Source organism: Limnomicrobium aquaticum (assembly GCF_040545545.1).
Taxonomy (GTDB): domain Bacteria; phylum Pseudomonadota; class Alphaproteobacteria; order Rhizobiales; family Rhizobiaceae; genus Ensifer_A; species Ensifer_A aquaticum.
In genome coordinates, this window is record NZ_JBEPMB010000018.1 from 1 (window position 1) to 17,196 (window position 17,196).

19 protein-coding genes are annotated in these 17,196 nt (G+C 60.8%); 10 read left to right on the forward strand and 9 right to left on the reverse strand.

The window, feature by feature from the left end:
• The first annotated feature begins 177 nt into the window (after positions 1–177).
• Complete coding sequence (locus tag ABID16_RS23180; protein ID WP_354558752.1) at positions 178–669, forward strand: hypothetical protein; 492 nt, start codon at positions 178–180, stop codon at positions 667–669.
• 230 nt (positions 670–899) lie between these two features.
• On the opposite strand, the gene ABID16_RS23185 is transcribed toward ABID16_RS23180, so the two are convergent.
• Together ABID16_RS23185 and ABID16_RS23190 are read right to left on the reverse strand one after the other, a co-directional pair.
• Positions 900–1,964, reverse strand: coding sequence for a BsuBI/PstI family type II restriction endonuclease (locus ABID16_RS23185; protein ID WP_354558753.1), 1,065 nt, complete (start codon positions 1,962–1,964; stop codon positions 900–902).
• Complete coding sequence (locus tag ABID16_RS23190; RefSeq protein ID WP_354558754.1) at positions 1,957–3,540, reverse strand: HsdM family class I SAM-dependent methyltransferase; 1,584 nt, start codon at positions 3,538–3,540, stop codon at positions 1,957–1,959. Before ABID16_RS23190 ends, ABID16_RS23185 begins: the two co-directional genes overlap by 8 nt.
• Positions 3,541–4,031: 491 nt before the next feature.
• Between ABID16_RS23190 and ABID16_RS23195 the strand changes: the two genes are divergently transcribed.
• A complete protein-coding gene (locus ABID16_RS23195) occupies positions 4,032–4,616 on the forward strand; it encodes a recombinase family protein (protein WP_354558755.1) in 585 nt (194 codons plus the stop codon).
• A gap of 40 nt (positions 4,617–4,656) precedes the next feature.
• On the opposite strand, the gene ABID16_RS23200 is transcribed toward ABID16_RS23195, so the two are convergent.
• Positions 4,657–5,979: a hypothetical protein gene (locus ABID16_RS23200; protein ID WP_354558756.1), complete on the reverse strand. Its 1,323-nt coding sequence runs from the start codon at positions 5,977–5,979 to the stop codon at positions 4,657–4,659.
• Between the two features lie 3 nt (positions 5,980–5,982).
• A complete protein-coding gene (locus ABID16_RS23205; RefSeq protein WP_354558757.1) occupies positions 5,983–6,405 on the reverse strand; it encodes a phage tail protein in 423 nt (140 codons plus the stop codon).
• A gap of 250 nt (positions 6,406–6,655) precedes the next feature.
• Here ABID16_RS23205 and ABID16_RS23210 point away from each other — a divergent pair, with 250 nt between their 5' ends.
• From ABID16_RS23210 to ABID16_RS23235, 6 genes are all read left to right on the forward strand, one after another.
• Positions 6,656–6,991 (forward strand): DUF3768 domain-containing protein, encoded by a 336-nt coding sequence (locus tag ABID16_RS23210; protein WP_354558758.1) that lies wholly within the window; start codon positions 6,656–6,658, stop codon positions 6,989–6,991.
• Between the two features lie 119 nt (positions 6,992–7,110).
• Positions 7,111–7,359 (forward strand): hypothetical protein, encoded by a 249-nt coding sequence (locus ABID16_RS23215; RefSeq protein WP_354558759.1) that lies wholly within the window; start codon positions 7,111–7,113, stop codon positions 7,357–7,359.
• A 405-nt stretch (positions 7,360–7,764) separates the two neighbouring features.
• Positions 7,765–8,409 carry a ParA family partition ATPase gene (gene parA / locus ABID16_RS23220; protein WP_354558760.1) on the forward strand — a complete coding sequence of 215 codons (645 nt, stop codon included), beginning with the start codon at positions 7,765–7,767 and terminating at the stop codon, positions 8,407–8,409.
• Positions 8,406–8,672, forward strand: a complete 267-nt coding sequence (locus ABID16_RS23225) for a plasmid partition protein ParG (RefSeq protein WP_354558761.1) — start codon at positions 8,406–8,408, stop codon at positions 8,670–8,672. Before parA ends, ABID16_RS23225 begins: the two co-directional genes overlap by 4 nt.
• Positions 8,673–8,768: 96 nt before the next feature.
• A complete protein-coding gene (locus ABID16_RS23230) occupies positions 8,769–9,989 on the forward strand; it encodes a replication initiator protein A (protein ID WP_354558762.1) in 1,221 nt (406 codons plus the stop codon).
• On the forward strand, positions 9,986–10,270 hold the full coding sequence (locus ABID16_RS23235; protein ID WP_354558763.1) for a hypothetical protein: 285 nt from the start codon (positions 9,986–9,988) through the stop codon (positions 10,268–10,270). The genes ABID16_RS23230 and ABID16_RS23235 overlap by 4 nt, the downstream gene beginning before the upstream one ends.
• Before the next feature lie 6 nt (positions 10,271–10,276).
• On the opposite strand, the gene ABID16_RS23240 is transcribed toward ABID16_RS23235, so the two are convergent.
• The 3 genes from ABID16_RS23240 to ABID16_RS23250 all read right to left on the reverse strand — a co-directional run bounded on the left by ABID16_RS23240 (position 10,277) and on the right by ABID16_RS23250 (position 13,192).
• Entirely contained in the window at positions 10,277–10,465 is a 189-nt protein-coding gene (locus ABID16_RS23240; RefSeq protein ID WP_354558764.1) for a hypothetical protein, read from the reverse strand.
• A 167-nt stretch (positions 10,466–10,632) separates the two neighbouring features.
• A complete protein-coding gene (locus ABID16_RS23245) occupies positions 10,633–11,565 on the reverse strand; it encodes a M48 family metalloprotease (RefSeq protein ID WP_354558765.1) in 933 nt (310 codons plus the stop codon).
• Position 11,566: 1 nt separating this feature from the next.
• Positions 11,567–13,192: a type IV secretory system conjugative DNA transfer family protein gene (locus tag ABID16_RS23250; protein ID WP_354558766.1), complete on the reverse strand. Its 1,626-nt coding sequence runs from the start codon at positions 13,190–13,192 to the stop codon at positions 11,567–11,569.
• Positions 13,193–13,525: 333 nt separating this feature from the next.
• Here ABID16_RS23250 and ABID16_RS23255 point away from each other — a divergent pair, with 333 nt between their 5' ends.
• Together ABID16_RS23255 and ABID16_RS23260 are read left to right on the forward strand one after the other, a co-directional pair.
• Positions 13,526–14,605, forward strand: a complete 1,080-nt coding sequence (locus ABID16_RS23255; protein WP_354558767.1) for a MobA/MobL family protein — start codon at positions 13,526–13,528, stop codon at positions 14,603–14,605.
• Positions 14,606–14,869: 264 nt separating this feature from the next.
• On the forward strand, positions 14,870–15,199 hold the full coding sequence (locus tag ABID16_RS23260; protein WP_354558768.1) for a hypothetical protein: 330 nt from the start codon (positions 14,870–14,872) through the stop codon (positions 15,197–15,199).
• Here ABID16_RS23260 and ABID16_RS23265 read toward each other — a convergent pair.
• Both ABID16_RS23265 and ABID16_RS23270 read right to left on the reverse strand, forming a co-directional pair.
• On the reverse strand, positions 15,196–15,540 hold the full coding sequence (locus tag ABID16_RS23265) for a hypothetical protein (RefSeq protein ID WP_354558769.1): 345 nt from the start codon (positions 15,538–15,540) through the stop codon (positions 15,196–15,198). The genes ABID16_RS23260 and ABID16_RS23265 overlap by 4 nt on opposite strands.
• Positions 15,541–16,440 carry a phage integrase N-terminal domain-containing protein gene (locus ABID16_RS23270; RefSeq protein WP_354558770.1) on the reverse strand — a complete coding sequence of 300 codons (900 nt, stop codon included), beginning with the start codon at positions 16,438–16,440 and terminating at the stop codon, positions 15,541–15,543.
• Positions 16,441–17,196: the final 756 nt, after the last annotated feature.

Genomic DNA, 17,196 nt, shown 5'->3' on the forward strand with positions numbered 1-17,196 from the left:
TCCGGCCAAAGGTCGGCCCGCTCCGAGTGATGGGCGCTCCGCAGTCCTCCGGATGGCCTTCAGGACGCAGCGGCTATCGCCGCCGTTTTTCCATGATGTAGCCTGACGGCTACACAGCCCTCCCCGAAAGCTGTCCGCCCCATGGCCAGCCGTGCCGGTGGCGGGTAAACTGTGCGCATGTTCAAATTACCCGCCGACCTGAAGGCCAAGGGCGAGAAAGCCGAGGCCGCGTTTCGGGCATGGCTGAATCAGGAAAGCGCCGCTTTCCTGTACATCGAGCAATCGCCGCTCAATGTGCCCGCGCCCTTGCGCGGCAAAATCAAGCGGCCGGACTATCTCGTTGGCCTGCCCAGCGTCGGCATGGTGGCCTTCGATGTGAAGGCCAAAACCACCTATGACGACTGTCTGCTGTTCGAGGCCGGCGAGCTGAGGAAGCTCCGCCGCTTCTCCGGCATTTTCAACGTCACGGTGCTGTTTGCCTGCCTCGACCTCGATGCGCCGGAGCGGTTCTTGTGGGTGGCCCTGCACGACCTGCTACAGCGGCCGGTCGAACGCCGTGGCAGGGCGGCCGTGGTGGCGATGCCCGTGGCCGAGGCCTTCGCCGTCAGCACGGCCGAGCCATTCATGGAAGCGTTTTTCCGCTTCGGCCGACAGGCTCTTGAGGTGTGACCCCAATATGTGGGGTCGGTCAGCTGATGCCGGCGCCGGCGCCGTCGCAATATGTGGTGGTCAGACTGGGGGCGCTGCCCCCAACGCCGTATCAAGGGGCCGAGGCTCCGCGCCGGTGGCTTGTGCGCCCGCACCAACCCCCTGACACTCTGCCCCCCGCGTTCGCCACGTGGCAGGGGTGCAAGTCCCTTGCACCCATCTACTAGAGCTGGAGTGCCGGATTTAGAGGATTAACGAAGACCTATGCGGGAATCGGCGCTAAGCTCGACAATATGCTCTGGCTCCCCAGCAAACCATGCGAAGGTGCCCCAAGCCAACGTCTCGGCGGTTCGCTTGAAGGTGGACTGGCTCCGGTCGAGATAGGCAGTCACAAAGGCCACGTGCTGCAGGTCAAACCCCGCATCCAGAGCCAGTTTTTCCAAAGCGGCCTTTCGCCTGATGCCAATCGGACCGTCCGTTGCAACCACTTCCACGAAAACGAGGAGCGGATGGGCGGGTTTCAGGTCAACCAGAATGACATCCGGCAAATCCTTATCGGCTTTGATGGAAAGACCGATGGACGAAGCCAGCTTGTCATCTCTGGCAACAACCTTGTTGCCGCTTTCGCTCACAAAAAGCACGGCTGGGTCGGCAAGAAATCGCGGGGCGAAAACTTCGATGACAGCTTTTGTGATGACCGAACTGGGACCGGCCTTGAGACGCCGTGTTTCGCCGCTGGGGAACTCCACTTGGACATGCGTTCCACCTTTGGCCGCGCCTGCTCGGACTATAGCAATACGCGCCAGCGCGCCGGCATTCAGATAGTTCTCCTGCCAGTTCTTGATGGCTTTGTCTAAACTATCGGCCGTAAGGTCGGGGGCCATCAGCGCGGCAAATGCTGCCTGCAGCGAATAGCGGCCTTTGCCGGAGGTGGTCGGCACGGTCGTATCTTCAACGGCAGCGCCAGTTGCAACGAGAGCTTCGCGCAGCGTGTCGTCCCTGATGCTTTCGCGGGTGGTGTCCGCATACCAGCGGTCGCCAACGACATGGCTTCCGGCCTTCATGATGTCCGTTGCATAGGATAAACGGTCGGCGTCGGCGGTAAGGGCCGATTGCTGCTCCGTCATGCGGTAGACATGCTTCGGCGCGAGAGCGGTTTCAGACCCCTCAATGGCGTTGATATAGAGCGCGGTGAAGACAGTCCTTGACGCGACATCATTGACCAGCCGGTGGCGCGCTGACGTGCCCACCGGAAATATCTGTTCCAGACGGCGCTGGATTTCCTGCCATGACAAGAGGGGCGGCAAATTAGACAAGTCGATTGTCTCCAAGGAATAGTTTATCGAGGAAACAGTCGATTTCCGTTTGCGGCGCGCCGTTTTCTACCAACAGTGCGACCTCTCGCATGCTGTCGGCCGCCGGCAAAGGTAATGCTTCCAGTTCAAAGGCAGAAACGGCAACGCTCCCGCTGATGCAGCGAAAGGCCCTGTCGGCGATTCGACTGTTCAGAACGGCCGCCACGACGGCTGCAGGAACTTTCGCTCGTCCATGCCCAATAGGCTTCACCATGTTCAAATGGTTCTCAACGATGACGCCATCGTGCAGCTTGATAAAGGATTCTGGCAGCTCCGCAGCAATCAAACGGCGCGCCTGTTCTTTCGATGTGGTGCGCTGCAGGAGTACGCAGGGCTCCGATACCTTGAGCGAGCCGTCTCGCGGATTGAGCTTAAAATAGGGCTCATGATTGCGCTTTTCGGCGCGGAAGACGAATTGGCCTTCGGCAGTCACGGCTTCGGCCCAAATGACCGGCAGTGTGTCTTTTCCCGCTCGGGTGCGGAATTGGCCTTTGAAGCGGTTCCAAACCAGTGGGCCGGTCGATACCTTATAGCCCCAGTCACTCAGCCGTGCCGGCAGCCTGGTCAAGCTGTCCACGAGGAGACCGTCGGCAGGCGTCCGAGGAGCCAACCACGGGTCCGAAGGCACTTGGGGCAGCTCAAAGGCACCAGCGTGCGTAACTTCCGCCGTGCCGTTGACCGATAGGTAGTGGACGGTTGTTGCACCACGACGGCCGCCGCGCCGGTAGGTCGCCAGAAGCGCCTCCTGCAGGACGTCATCAAAGACGCCGCGCCGTTCGGTGATGAAGTCAATGGCGCATGGGGGTGCCTTTTTCGCAAGAAGCGCGCGGAGAGCCTTGAAATACTCACCGGCCAAGAAGCCCGTGGGCGTGACATAGGCAATCACGCCGCCCTTGCGTGCCCACTGGATGGCGAGGTCTGTAAACAGGCCGTACATGTTGGCGTGGCCAAAAAGGCTTTCCCGATAGCGCTCCCGAAGGTCTGAAGCCAGCCTGACCCGACCGTAAGGCGGGTTGCCGATAATCAGGTCAAAAAGCTTTCCGGAAACGGTCTGCTGCAGGCTGTCGCAGACGTGGACAACAGCGGGAAACGGACGACCCGTGGCACAGGAAATGTCAGCAAACGCGATTTCCAGCCACGTTTGGGTCAGTTGCGCCGCGAACGGGTCAATCTCAAAGCCTTTGAGGTGCTGGGCGAAATGGTCAAAAAGCGCGTTGCCAGACAAGTCACCAAGGCAGGTCTGCATCCGGAGAGCGACCGGCAAGAGAAAGGCCCCTCCCCCACATGCTGGGTCGAGGACGCGCGCGCTTTCCCACTGGATTCCGGATTCTTCCGACAACCTCAGAAGCCGTTCCGTCAGCGCGGGCGGCGTGTAAAAGGCCCCCCACTCGCTGCGTAGGTTTTCGGGAAGCATTGAGGTGTAGCAGGTGCTCAACTGGAAGGCCGCATTCTCAATCGTGAGCTTTGCGGCTTCCTGCCCGAGTGTTTCGGCAAGACCGGCAGCGGCGGCGTCAAGTTTGTAGGTGAACGCCGTCACCAACCGGCTTGCGCTCGGAATCGACGCGGGTTCCCGCCCCGTTGCCAGTATGTAGGAACGCACCGCGTCAGAGATGAACGACCAAATCGCCTGTTGGCGCTTCCTCGGCTCAATCTTTTCGCTCCACGCACGGGCCATAGCCCTGCACGCGTCAAGGCTCACAGGCGAGCCGCCGACGTTACGTGTTGCACGTCTCGGCTGGGAGGAGGGTCTGGTTTTAAGCATCTGTCCGCAAATTCTATTTATCTCACGCTACCCTGATTTGGCGCTTTTGGGCAATTTATATTGTTGGTTGCATTGGTTGAAAAAACGTCAACAAACGCGAATTTGGCCTGCCCGCAATGAAAGAGCCACAGATGTCCGAAAAACGACCGTTTTCCGGACATGGCGTGACCCCCTGCCCTTCGTGGTCGATTTTGGCGGTTTGAGTGTCCGGAAACTATGTCCGGATTTCTATTGTCCGGAAAACGGTCTTATGCGACTATCCGGACATGCTCATAGGATATGCCCGCGTCTCGACCACCGACCAGAATCTTGACCTGCAACGGGACGCGCTCTTGCGCGCCGGTTGCGAGAAGATTTTCGAGGAGAAGAAGTCGGGCAAGGCTGGCAGCAAGCGGCCGGAGCTGGACGCGGCCCTCGCCTTCCTCCGGCCGGACGACGTGCTGGTGGTCTGGAAGCTCGACCGGCTCGGCCGGTCGCTGGTGGAAATGATGCGCACCATCGACCAGCTCCGGAGCAACGGGGTTGCCTTCCGCAGCCTGACCGAGGAGCTGGACAGCGAAAGCGCCCAAGGCCGCTTCTTTTTGCAGATACACGGGGCCATGGCGGAATACTTCCTCGACCTCAACCGCGAGCGCACCATGGAGGGCCTGAAAGCCGCCCTCGCCCGTGGCCGCACGGGTGGACGGCGCAAGGGCCTGTCCGAGGCCGACATCGAGGCGGGGCGGGCGCTGCTGGCGTCGGGGACGATTCCGGTGGCGGACATCGCCAAGCGGTTGGGGGTCAGCCGCTCGACCTTCTACACGTATTTTCCGCAGGCGCGCGTGAAGGCTTTAGCTCACGGGCGCAGTTGAAGATTTTAATTTTATTCAACAATTTGGCGGCCAATGCCTATTACTTGACTAAATAACCTTGGAAACTCGTATAATATGAAGATCCATTGATAAGGGTGTCTCCGTTGTTTGCAGCATATATTTCTATGTAGTCCGTAGTCCCATTCATCGGAACAAGTTTTGTTATTTCTACCTGCGGTGAGTTGGACGATTGAAGATAAAGAGCAGAGCCGTTTTTGTAGATTTCGACCGTACATGACGTAGGAACGCCTGCACAGAGAATCGTGGAATTAATATTATACATGCCCGCAACTGTCGGGGTGAACCGGTTCGATGCAAAATTGTTATTGGTATCAAAAGCCTTAGTGCTCCACGTCATCTTGGTATCGGTTCCAGAAGTTACAGTCTGTATAGTTCCATTTTTATGGACACTAAACGCGACAGTGGGGCTCGAGCCATTAATCGGCACTCCGTTGACGCTGATGGCTGTTGTGGAAATGGTCCCGTTTACTTCTAACTTTGCATTTGGGCTGCTGGTGCCGATACCGACGTTGCCGGAGGGGTCGATGCGCACGCGCTCGGTGGAGCTGGTGCTGAAGACGATGGGGGCGGCTTCTTGAGTTTGCAGCACCAGCCCGCCGGTGCCACGGGATTGAATCCATGAAACGGCGTTAGGGCCGCTGTTGTCGCGGATGAGGCGGAGGCCGTAGGAGGTGTAGGTGGCATCGCCGATAAGGTCGATATAGGCGTAGTTGTTGCTGGCACGGCCAGCACCAAGGCGTAGGGCGTTTTCGCCGGTGCCTGCCATCAGATAATAGGTGTTGCCGCTGTAGTTTTGTGTGAGCCAGCCCGATGAGGAATTGATGAGACTGCTGGTGCCGGAGACGATGCGGTCTCCGGTGCTGGAGGGCAGGTTGGTGAGGCCGGAGCCGTCGCCGTAGAAGGCGGTGGCGCGGGCCGTGCCGGATACGTCAAGGGAGTAGGCAGGATTAAATATGCCAATGCCGACTTTGCCAGTGGAGTCGATGGCCATGCGCCACGTCCCCGCAGTTTCGTCGCCAAAGACCAAATGACCGTCGTTGTTGGAATATACGGAGTATGTCCGGCCGGTACTAGCCGTAATATTTTGAAGGAAGACACCGCCACCAAAGCCTATTCCATGGCTATATATGACGCCGGAGACATCCAGGGGATAGCCGGGAGCGGTAGTGCCGATGCCAAGCTTCCCGCTAAAATACCCGTTCGTCGCAGAAATCCCGCCCGCCTGCACGTAGCCCGTGGCCGAAATGTTGCCGTTCGGCCCCATCACCGCTGTTGTCTGCGCCCATGCAGGCACCACCAGTGCGGTGAGTATCAGGGCAAGGGCGGCGGCGTTGACGCGCACGGCCTACCCTTTCACCGCAGCAATGAACCCTTTGGGCGCGGCCATCACCGGCAGGGTGACGGACGCGGAACCGTTGCCGAGGCGTTGCACCAGCTCGGGGTGTTCCTTGGCGGAAACGGTCTGACCGTTCAGCGCCAGCCAGCCTTGCGGGGGCACCGCGCCTGCGAACATGAACACCGTGCCGGTCGGAATGGCGACGTCAAGCGCCGCGCGCGTGGCCTTCGGCGTCATGATGCGGTCGTCACGGGCTCCGGCGACGGCATCCCCCGTCGTTGCAATCCACCCGCCGTGGACAGACTCGCCAAACAGCGGGCCGGTCACCTTGGCGGGGCCGGTAATGGTGTTGTCGGAGCCGTCGGCGGCCGGTGAAGCCGCAAACGCGGCGGCGGGGACGATGAGCAGCAGGGCGAGAAGACGATAGTTCATGCCAACACGATAACGCAGCCCCCCTGCCCTGTCCGTAGCGGTGCCCAATCGTTCAGCAGTTCCGTGGGTTGAGGGTGGTCATGCGGCTTTCGGGCCGTCGCGCTGGTGTTCTTGCGCCCCACCTAAGCGGGGAGAGGGAACGGCATCCATGGCCCTGCCCGCACACCCGAGTTGGGCACAGGACACCGCCCCCTCCCCCGCTTTTGGCCGTTGCTGCGCAACAGCGCGACAACCAACGAAAGCCAAAGACATGACCCACGACCCCAAAACCCTCCGTATCCGCGAGCTGAACGACGTGTTCCGCACCACATGGCTGACCGGCACGGTGCTGATGACCGAAGGCATCCGCGACCTGCCCGAAGCCACGCAGTCCCGCATCGCCGAGCTGGTACAGGCCTTCGACGCCTTCACGGCCGACAACGACCCGCACGGCGAGCACGACTTCGGCGCGCTGACCGTGGACGGCCACAAGATCTTCTGGAAAATCGACTGCTACGCGCCGGACATGATGCACGGCTCGGACGACCCGAGCGACCCCAAGGTGACGCGGCGGGTGCTGACCATCATGCTAGCGTCGGAATACTGACGCCCAGCGTCCGAGCGCTGCTGCGTCACGACGCAGCAGCGCTTTCATTCTGCGGAATCCGGCCCTTGAAATAGGAATATAAACCTTATAGGAATAGGCCATTATTCCTAGGCAATTCCATGACCACCATCGCCGACATCCGCAGCAGTCAGGTCTGGCTTGGCATCCGGTGCGAGGCCTGCGGCCGCTCGACCTACATCCCCCACCTTCTCCTGCCCGCGCGGCTGGCCCCCGACCTGCCCGTGCATCTCGCGGCGGCGTTCTTCCGCTGCAAGGGCTGTGGCGGCAAGCGGCTGGTGAGCGCGGCCCACAACCCCGAAGACGCCGCCAAGCCCTTCACAGAGGCATGGAAAAAACGGATGGCGTAGGGCTTTTTGAGGGTGTCCAGCGTCATGGTATGACAAGGGGCCAGCTCCGGAGGCATTCTTGAAAGACCGGCTCGAAACCCTCGCCATCTATGCCCTCTTGGGGGTGCTTTTCCTTGGCACCCTCGCCTCCATCGTTGTCCGCCTTGGGCAGGCCTTCGGGCTGATTCCGTCCTGAAGCTGTGCAGTTCCGCACCACGGTCGCGTTGTAAACCTTGAGATTATCTCCGCAGACTTGGTGGCGCATAAGCGCCCTTTCCGCTTTTCTGCATTTACGCTTTTCTGTAAAAGCGTAAATGTGATTTTCCGGCCGCAGGGGCTACCCCATTTTGTCACCGGCCCATGGTAAGAAACGATTAATCGTGTAATCGTAAAATCGTAAAAGATGATTCACAGAAAGGCGACGCCATGATTATCGGAGTTTTGAACCAGAAAGGCGGTGTTGGCAAAACCACGATTGCCATCAACCTCGCCGCCACCTACGCAAAATCCGGCCTCCGCGTCCTGCTGGTGGACGCCGACCCGCAGGGCAGCGCCCTGCAATGGTCGGCCGCGCGCGACGCAGAGCCTCTGTTTCCGGTCATTGGTATGGCCAAGCCTTCCCTCCACCGCGACCTGCCGGACATCGCCAAGGATTATCAGGTCGTCATCATCGACGGCGCACCCCGCGTCAACGAGCTGGGCCGCGCCGCCATTCTGGCAAGCGACCTTGTGCTTATCCCCGTGCAGCCCTCGCCGTATGACATTTGGGCCGCTGCGGACACGGTGTCCCTCATTCAGGAGGCCCAGCAGTTCAAGCCCGACCTGAAATGCGCTTTTGTAATTAATCGTAAAATCGCAAATACGGCGATTGGCCGCGACGTGGGCGACGCCCTCGCGCAGTTCGAGCATGTGCCCGTCCTCAACGCCACCCTGCACCAGCGCGTCATCTATGCGGAAAGCGCGGGGCAGGGGCTGGCCGTCATCGAGGCTGAACCGAACAGCGAAGCCGCCCGCGAAATCGCCGCCCTTTCCAAAGCCCTCACATCCACCAATGAGAAGAAAGCCGCATGAGCATGAAAAAGGTCACCATGAAAATGCCCGCCAAGAAGCCCGACGGGGCCGACGCATGGGTCAACGCCCGCACCGCCGACGTGTCGGAATCGGCTCCCACCGCCGAGGTCGTCAACCTGCATCCGGCCGAGGCCGTGAAGCGCCTGACCATCGACGTGCCCGAGGGCCTGCACAAGCGCATCAAGGCCGCCTGTGCCATGCGCGGCACGAAGATGGCGGATGTTATCCGCGACATGCTGGACAAAGAGTTCCCCGTCGCATAATCGGATTTACGATTTTACTGATTTACGATTATGCAGAAAACATCAGATGCGGCCAATATGCTTTCCGCCAGACCGGACACAGAGTAGGGTAGGGGCATGACCATCAACAAGTTCCAGCTCATGAGCCGTGAAGATTTCAGCAAGCTGAACCTTCACGAAAAAAACACCTACCTGCAGGAGCTGGCCACCGACTTCGCCCAAACCTACAACCGCGACCCCATCGAGCTGGACAAGGACGCCCTGAGCCGCCTCCGGCGCTATTACAGCCGCCGTGTCTGGGCCGACCTCAAGCTGGACACCATCGGCGGGCCGCTCGCCCGCAGCCTGGAGGCGCTTGGCGAGCGTATCCGCCACGAGAGCATCCAAGGCGACGTAACCGCCGCGCTGATGAACGAGACTGCGCCCAAGCGCGTGCTGCGCACCCCGCCGCAGGACGACGCCCAGCTCATGTTCTTCGTGCCCACCGTCTACGACGCGCCCCTCAAGGACGACGTAAACCTGATGGACGTGGCTCCGTTCTCCCTTAGCAAGCGGGCCAGCAGCCGCGTCATCAAGTACGAGCTGAAAGACAGCCTGATTACCATCGAGGGCGGCGCGGAATCCGGCATTGCCACCGTGTTCGACTACGACATATTCCTCAACATGGTGTCCTATCTGGCCGAGGAGGTGCAGCAGTTCCGCCGCGACGAGGCCAAGGGCTTGAGGCCGACCCTGCCTCCGAAGGTGTACCGGCCGAACGCCTCGCACATCCTCAAGTTCTGCCGTCGTTCCGACGGCGGCAAGTCCTACGAAGACTTGGAAGCCGCGCTTGACCGCTTGTCCAACACGACCATCAAGGTCGTGAACCTGTCCGGCGGCAAACGCCGTCAGGTGGACAGCCGCCCGATGATTGGCGGCTACAGCGTCGTCAGCCGCACCGGAGCCAATAAAATCGACCTTATCGAAATCACGATTCCGGATTGGGTCTACACCAGCGTCGTGCGCAACGACAAAAAGCTCCCGCTCCTGACGCTGCACCACGACTACTTCCTTATCAGTTCGGCGCTTGGCCGCTTCATCTACCGGCTGGCCCGCAAAGCCGCCGGAAAGACTGACGCGGAATACTATTTCACCGAGGTTTACAGCCGCAGCAGCTCGGAACAGGAGTTCCGCAAGTTCGCTTATGACCTCCGCGAGTTTATCGGGCGGACGCAGGCGTTCCCCATGCCGGACTACGACCTCTCGATTGTCGAGGGCAAGGACGGGCCGAAGCTACGGATGCAATACCGTGCCGATGGTACGGGGGCAGGGGATGCGGAAGCCCTGACGGTCGCGTGATTTTGTCGCGCGCCGTTTTTCGCCGACGACACTTTTTGTCGTCAATCCGTACATCGCCGACGACAAAAACAAGGGCTAAAGCCGCCTTTTCAACCGGCAGGATTTTGTCGTCAAAAATGGCGCTTCCGTTTTTCGCCGACAATTTTCCGTACATCGCCGACGACAAACCGTTTTTTACCGACGACAAACCGTACATCGCCGACGACAGACCGTACATCGCCGACATGCCCTCTCCGCAAGCTCTTGAATCCCATGACAAAAAAGGCTGTTTTTGCGCCTAAAACTTATTAAAACTTAAATAAAACAGAGAAAACTCTTAAAACAGGCTGCGCCTGATTTTCTAAATCTGGATTTTGGATTTTTGTCGGTGTCGGTAATCCCCACCAAAAATAGAAAACCACCGCACGGCGGCGGTGGTTCCCTAATCCTTTACGGCCATCGGCTTCCCAGCCTGTACCGTGCTCAAACTGAATCATATTCCATTGGTGCTTACAAGGCCGCAGAGCGCCATCAGGAGCGTTTCGGGGGGGCTAGATGAGGGGTTGCGTGTCGCGAGCTGGAAACCCCCTTAAAACCGCTCCTAATCCTTTTCGGAAATATCCTCGGGGATGTGGGGGCAGACGGCCCCCACCACTCGCTCGCCTCAATTCCGCTTCGCCATCCCTGTCTCGTTCGACAGCGGCACGGGACTTTGCGGGCTTAGCAGCGGCGTAACGGCGCGGCGCAGCGGGCCGAGCTGCCGGATGTAGGTTTCATTCTGCAAGGCCTGCCGGCGTTCGGCAAGTGTCGGATGTGTCGAGAACATCGACCCTGAAGCAAAACCGCGAAACATCAGACGGGCGTTTTCGCGCTCGAAGTCGCTCAACGGCGGTTCGTTGTGCAGCTTTTCCAGTGCGGAAATCATCGCCTCCTTACTGGTCAGGATGGCCCCGATGGCATCGGCCCAATACTCGCGCTTGCGGGACAGGCCCAGCACGAACAGCTCGGAGAGCCACGTCAGGAACCAACGGCCCCAGCCTTGCACGGTGCGGGAAAAGCCGAGATACCAGACGAGGGAGTTTTGAAACGACCGTGCGAAGCCCATCCGGCGCATGTCGTTGTTGACGACATGGCCCAGCTCGTGGCCGATGATGGCGTTCACCTCGTCTTCCGTGAGGCCGTTAATCAACGGCTGGCCGATGACCACAAGGGCGTTGTCCGGATTCGACCCGATGGCGTAGGCGTTGTTATGCGGCATGACACCGACCCACGGCTTGACCGACAGGCCGAGGTTGCCGGCGAGGATGTGGACGCGCTGGGCGAGGGGGTCGCTTTCCTTCAGCAGGGAAACGCCGTGTTGGGCAACGGCGCTTTCCCGTTGTCTGCCCAATCCGACCAGGCCCCAGACGGTGCCCCATATCGGAACCATGAGGAAGCCGCCGAAGATGCTGCCGCCGGCCACCGCGAAGCCCACACCGATGGGGAGGGAAATCAGGCTTCCCCAAATCAGCCCGACCCAACTTCCGAAAACCAAGCTCAACCACGTGGGCAGGGTGCTGTGGCGAACGCTTGCTGCAATGGTCGAATCTGCTGCCATATTATCGCTCCTTTGAAATCTGCTCTGGTGCTTTGAAATTGACGCGCGACTTGCAAATGGGGCCGTTGAACCACGGCTCCAGTTTGGCCTGTATGGGGTAGGGTGCCCCGCCAATCTTCAGGATGGCGTTGCGGGAATGGTCGGGGAAATCCTCGTTCAGGAGGGCTTCCACCTCGGTAGGCGTCAGCAGCGGCCGCGCGCTGTAGCCCAAGTTCGTGCTGAGGGTCTGGGCGGTGTTACCGCCTTGCTCGTTCATGTTTCCCGAGGGAGTGGAGGTATTCTGCGAATAGCTCGCCTGCAGATGCGCCACGGTCGTGTTGCCGAGCAAGTCGGACACGAGGCGGCCGGTGTGGGTGTCTTCCGTGCCGAAAAACACCTTCACCGTGGCGTCAAAAAACGCCTTCCACGAGTTCGGGTAGTATTCCTCAAGCGTGGCCTGATTCTGGAGGAAGAACCACAGCCGGACGCCGGCGCTGGTATGTGTCCGGATGGCGTCCCGAAACTCCGGAAAGTGTTTCAGGGACAAAAACTCGTCGAGGAGGAAAAGCACCGGAATGTCCGGCTTTTTCTCATTCAACAGCATGGCGTCGAGGGCGGTGGACAAGACCAGCCGCAAATAGGGGCTATACGTGCTCATTTTGCCGAACGGCACGTTGATGTAGACCGTCGTCGTCTGGTCTTTCAGTGTCCGGAAATCGACGGTGTTGCCCGTGTTTGCGCTCAAGCTCGCTTCATCGAAAATCGACAGGTGCGTGTTGAGCGTCTGCATGAGGGTGCTAAGGCTTTCGGGGCGTTTGCCCAACACGATTTTCGACGGATTCGCCAACTCCGGCCGGCCGGTTGCGACCATCTCCTTCGCAAAGTCGATGATGTCATTGCCCGAGGTGATGTTGCGGACTTCCTGCATAGTGCGGCGCTTTTGCGGGGCGTCTCTGGCCACGGACAGGATAACCGCCGCCAAGAAGGCGATGGCATCGTCACGAAAGAACGATTGCGCCTTGGGGTCTTCCGGTATCAGGACGCCGGCCGTGGCGCGCGCGTCGGAAATGGTCTTGATGGAGGCGAGCGGGTCGAAACTGTCGCTGCCTTCCTTGAATGGCGCGATGTTGTAGACCGGCCCCAAGGTTCGCCGCCACGCGGCCGTGTCGCGGTAAAGCTCGCCCTTGGGGTCGAGTACCACGCAGGAGCCGCGATAGCGCAGCAGGTTTGGCACCACCAGCGTTGACGACTTGCCCTTTTGGGTCGCCGCCACCGTTATCAGGTGGCCCACCTTGTCCCAATGAATCTGCCCGAGCACATTTTGGGTTTGCGGGTGACGCAGCAGGCCGAGGAAGATGGAGGAGGGGGTATCGAAGGCCGTGGCCGGCTTCAGGTAGCCGGCCTTGCGCAAATCGTCTTCCGTTGCCCAGCGGGCCGAGCCGTGGATGGGCGGCGGATTCCGCACGGTTTCCTCCACCTTTTTCTCGTATTGCTCGCGCTGCTCCTCCATCCGCTTTTGCGTCCTGCGGTTTTGGCCGGCGCGGATGATTTGCTTTGCGAGCTGCAGGGCGAAGTTGGCTGTGTTGAAGCCGCCTCCGGACTTTGGAACCCCGACATTCTTCAGCGGGTCGAACTTGATGATGCTCACCGGCAAGCCCCCTTTACCGTTGGTGTGGTGGCCTACGTTGTACATCCCTCCGTTGAAAATCAAGGGAAAACCTGCGGTGTCCTAACAGCGCACTTACGCATCGCCCAATGTGTACGCATTGGGCAAAAGAGGCGATGCGCTGCACGGCTTTCTGACCAGCGCGACACGCGACTGGAGAAAGCCAGCAGGTGCGTCAGGGGCAAGCCCCTTGAAACCCCTCCGTGCCGGCGAGAGAGCTGCGGTCATCCCGCCGGTTGCGTTGGCCGCAATCGGCGGTAAAGTGGCGGAGGGTGTGCGACTGTCGGGGCGAAGGTGGCGATATTCCACTTACACGTGAAGAACATCAGCCGTGGTTCCGGCCGGTCGGTCGTCGCCGCCGCCGCCTACCGTGCCGGTGAAACCCTGCCCAACGAGGCCGAAGAACGGTTGAGTGCGTTCGGCGGCCGGCGCGACGTGCTTCACAACGAAATCGCCCTGCCGGCCGATGCGCCCGACTGGATGGCTAACCGCGCCCAGCTCTGGAACGCGGTGGAGGCCGCCGAAATACGCAAGGATGCGCGGCTCGCCAAGGAAATCGAAGTGGCCTTGCCGCGCGAGCTGTCCGCGCCGGTCTGGCTGGGACTGGCCCGCCAGTTGGCGGCCGTCTACGCGGCCAAGGGCTTCGTGGTTGATTTTGCCATTCATGACGACGGCACCGCCCATAACCCGCATGTCCACATGCTGCTGACCACCCGCCTCGTCACCGCCGAAGGTTTCGGCGGGAAAATCCGCTCCGCAGACGGCCGGCAGTTTGTCGAGGAGGCGAGGGCCTTGTGGGGCCGGCTTGCCAACGAGGCCCTTGCTAACGCGGGACTGGACGCTTCGATTGACCCGCGCAGTCATGCGCGGGCAGGGGTGGAGATGACCCCGACCGTTCACCGTGGCCCCGATGCGCAGGAGCGCCGGTTGAGGAGAGAGAACATGGGACTATCGCGTAAACTGCCCCGCAGCACGGCTCCCACCGACCAAGCGCAGCTTGACCGGCTGATGGAGGGGTGGCCGGCAAGCCAGATGGAGCGCCGCGCCGAGCAGGAGCGGGACTTGCCCGTGCCCGACCCTGCCGGCAACCCCATCAGCCCGCGCCAGCTCGAAGCGGCGCAAGAGCGCATGGTGGAGGATATGGAGCGCCAGCCGTTCGACATAGCGCAATCGCGGCGGTGGGCGTCACCAGAGGTCGGCCCGTCGCAACCCGAGCCAGACCGCGAAAAGCCGGTGGTGTCGAAACGCTGGACCAGAGAGGCCCCCGAGCGTGAACCGGAGGAGGTAAAGGCCGGCGCGGTGCGGTCACGCCGCTGGCAGGAGCCGGACAGGGAAGCGGACGATGACCGCGACGCGGCGCGGTACGAGCCGACACGCGAGCCTGTCCGTGATTAGGTTACGGGAGAACCTTGCGCGGCAGCTTGCGGCTTAAACCGCGCTTTTCGCCAGCGGCGAGCGGTTTCGGCTTCAATTTGAGGATGCCGAGCTGATAGCCCAGATACCGCAGGTGCCTGCGGATGTACGAGTTGCGATGAAAGAGCGATAACATAAATTAGAATATTCTAATTTTTATCTCGAGGTCAAGAAATGTCTACACATTCTCTGGATGAAGACGAAGAACGCCGGCTGGCGCGCAAGCTCCAGAAACTGGAACGCGAAATGAACGAGCTGGACAGCCGCGACAGCGCGCTCATGGAGCAGGCCTACGACAATCCGCAGGAAGCCGAGGACAGGATGGTGGCGTTTCGGGAGCAGAATGGCGAAAACGGCCTGTTTGTGGCCTTGCGCGAGCGGCCGGAACTGTTCGGGGACTATCCGCGCGACAAGGCGCTGTTTGATGACGCCTACAACGCGCGCAAGGCCCTGCCATCGAACTTTGATGAATACCGCAAGCGCCGCGACGAGTCGGATGAAATCCAGCGCACTTTGCAGACCATCAGGCGGGAGCGTGGCGAGCCGAGTCCGGACGACGATTTTCCTCAACGCTAGGCTTTGGGTGTCGGTTTAGCATCGACGCCCCAGCTCACGCGCAGGTATTTTTCCGGCTCGCCGTCCGGTTTCTGGCGGGTTTTCCATTCTGCCAGAAAGCCCGCCTCCTGAAACTCCTTCACGGCCGCCGCCGCTACCAGCGTGGCAGACAAGTCCATAGGTTCGCGCGGCTCAAATATGGCGGCCGTCTGCCCTTTGGAGGCAGCATCCGAGAGCCGGTTGGAGACGTTTTCCTGCCCGAACACCTCTCCGGCCATGGCCTCCCGTATGATGCTGGTGCGCTCCCGCTGCCTCATCAGGGCGTCTTTCGCAAGGTTAAGGGGGCGGGTGTCATTGGCCATTTAGGCGGCTTTCTGTTGCTTGGCGTTCGGCGCGGTGCGACGGCCTAGGTAGGTGTCTGTGACATCGAGGCGGCCGTGGCCCAGCTCGTGGGAGATTTCCAGCCGCGCGGCGCGGTCGCGGTTGGCATCCGCGGGTGTCATCTTGTCCGCGGTGACACCGCCCGCGGCGGGGCATGACCAGCCCGTAAGCTGCTTGTAGCGCCATTGCGCGTAGGCGTGGCGGTAGCCGTGGGCGTTGCTGATACCCGCCTTCAGGAGCTGGTTTTCGTAGTTCTTCATGGCTTGGTAGTAATTGCGCCCCTGCCCGATAAGGGAGCCATCGCCCACCTTGTCGCGCAGCTCGTCGAGCAAGGCGCGTTGCTTGGGGTGGGTTATGGGGATTTCCCGATACCGGCCGCCCTTGCACCAGCTCGCCTTCAGCGCGATGCGGTCGCCCTTGTCGGCGATGACCGGCCGGAACTTCAAGGCTTCCTCCCGCCGCATCCCGAATGCGGCTTCCAGCTTCAGGGCGAGGCGCACGCTGTCGTCGGTCACGCGGCCGAGGGCGGCTTGTTCCAGCCGCTTGGCCTTGTTCCCTGAAAACCGGCCGCGCTCCGCGAGGCCGAAGGTGTCATTCGTTTTCGGGACAATCCCGTTTTTGCCGACCTGATGCCCCCACCACCTGATCCATGTCAGGCGGTTGCGGATGGTCTGGTCGGAAAGGCCGCCGGTCTTCCACCGGCTGACAAGGGCGTCAACGTGCTTGCCCTTGAGGCTGCGCGCATCGGGCAGGCGGTAGCCCATTTGCGCTAATTCTTGTGCCATTGCCATAAGGCCCCGCTGCCGCAGCGCGCGGGTGCCGAAACTCCCCTCGCCCGAGCGGGTACAGAGGTTTTTCAAGCTGAAGCCTAAAGCGTCCATGGTGTATGTCGTTCTTTCGCTAAGTTTTGTTGACCGCCATGAACCCGCTTACGGTGTTCAAGGCCCTTGCCGAGGCAAGGAAAAGGCCGGATACTCCCTGTTGTTATCTCCGTTTCTACGGTCTGTTAGTCTCCGTGTGGTTGCGCCCGTCTGCGGGCCGTTGTGTCATGCGGTCGTGCATCTGGTGCGTTCATTTCAATGGTTGCCTGTCTTGGCTCCCCCGTGTCGTGCCCGTGGGGCCGTGCATGTGGGCGGGGGTCTGGTGGGTGCGCCCTCTGGCGCTCGGTTGATACGTGTCATGTCAGGTTCTCCTTTCCGGTGAGAGTTGGCGGCAATGGCCGGTGGCTGTTGCAAAGATGTTTCGTCGTCAGGCCCGACGAGGTTCGGGTGAACCTCGTCACTCCCTTATGGGGCCGTCCCTCATTCGTTCTGACATGGCCCCCGACGTGCCCCACGTCCGGCGAAAGCGCCAGCGGCTCGCCCTGTCACTACCTGCGTTGCGGTAGTGACAGGGCTGGGCTCACAGCCCGCCCGTGGTGGCCTTGCAACGGTTGCTGCGGCCAATGGGAGGGCAGACCCTCCCAAACCCTCCCTGTGGCCCGCCTGTCGAGAGGCGGTCCAACGGGGACTATGCAACCCCCGCACCCCCGCTTGGCGTCCTTCCGGCCAAAGGTCGGCCCGCTCCGAGTGATGGGCGCTCCGCAGTCCTCCGGATGGCCTTCAGGACGCAGCGGCTATCGCCGCCGTTTTTCCATG

What these genes read in the sequence shown, in the direction of transcription:
- ABID16_RS23180 (WP_354558752.1), top strand. Translation starts at nt 178, where the DNA reads ATGTTCAAATTACCCGCCGACCTGAAGGCCAAGGGCGAGAAAGCCGAG.
- ABID16_RS23195 (WP_354558755.1), top strand. Translation starts at nt 4,032, where the DNA reads ATGCTCATAGGATATGCCCGCGTCTCGACCACCGACCAGAATCTTGAC.
- ABID16_RS23205 (WP_354558757.1), bottom strand. Translation starts at nt 6,405, where the DNA reads ATGAACTATCGTCTTCTCGCCCTGCTGCTCATCGTCCCCGCCGCCGCG.
- ABID16_RS23210 (WP_354558758.1), top strand. Translation starts at nt 6,656, where the DNA reads ATGACCCACGACCCCAAAACCCTCCGTATCCGCGAGCTGAACGACGTG.
- ABID16_RS23215 (WP_354558759.1), top strand. Translation starts at nt 7,111, where the DNA reads ATGACCACCATCGCCGACATCCGCAGCAGTCAGGTCTGGCTTGGCATC.
- parA (WP_354558760.1), top strand. Translation starts at nt 7,765, where the DNA reads ATGATTATCGGAGTTTTGAACCAGAAAGGCGGTGTTGGCAAAACCACG.
- ABID16_RS23225 (WP_354558761.1), top strand. Translation starts at nt 8,406, where the DNA reads ATGAGCATGAAAAAGGTCACCATGAAAATGCCCGCCAAGAAGCCCGAC.
- ABID16_RS23230 (WP_354558762.1), top strand. Translation starts at nt 8,769, where the DNA reads ATGACCATCAACAAGTTCCAGCTCATGAGCCGTGAAGATTTCAGCAAG.
- ABID16_RS23240 (WP_354558764.1), bottom strand. Translation starts at nt 10,465, where the DNA reads ATGATTCAGTTTGAGCACGGTACAGGCTGGGAAGCCGATGGCCGTAAA.
- ABID16_RS23245 (WP_354558765.1), bottom strand. Translation starts at nt 11,565, where the DNA reads ATGGCAGCAGATTCGACCATTGCAGCAAGCGTTCGCCACAGCACCCTG.
- ABID16_RS23260 (WP_354558768.1), top strand. Translation starts at nt 14,870, where the DNA reads ATGAACGAGCTGGACAGCCGCGACAGCGCGCTCATGGAGCAGGCCTAC.
- ABID16_RS23265 (WP_354558769.1), bottom strand. Translation starts at nt 15,540, where the DNA reads ATGGCCAATGACACCCGCCCCCTTAACCTTGCGAAAGACGCCCTGATG.
- ABID16_RS23270 (WP_354558770.1), bottom strand. Translation starts at nt 16,440, where the DNA reads ATGGACGCTTTAGGCTTCAGCTTGAAAAACCTCTGTACCCGCTCGGGC.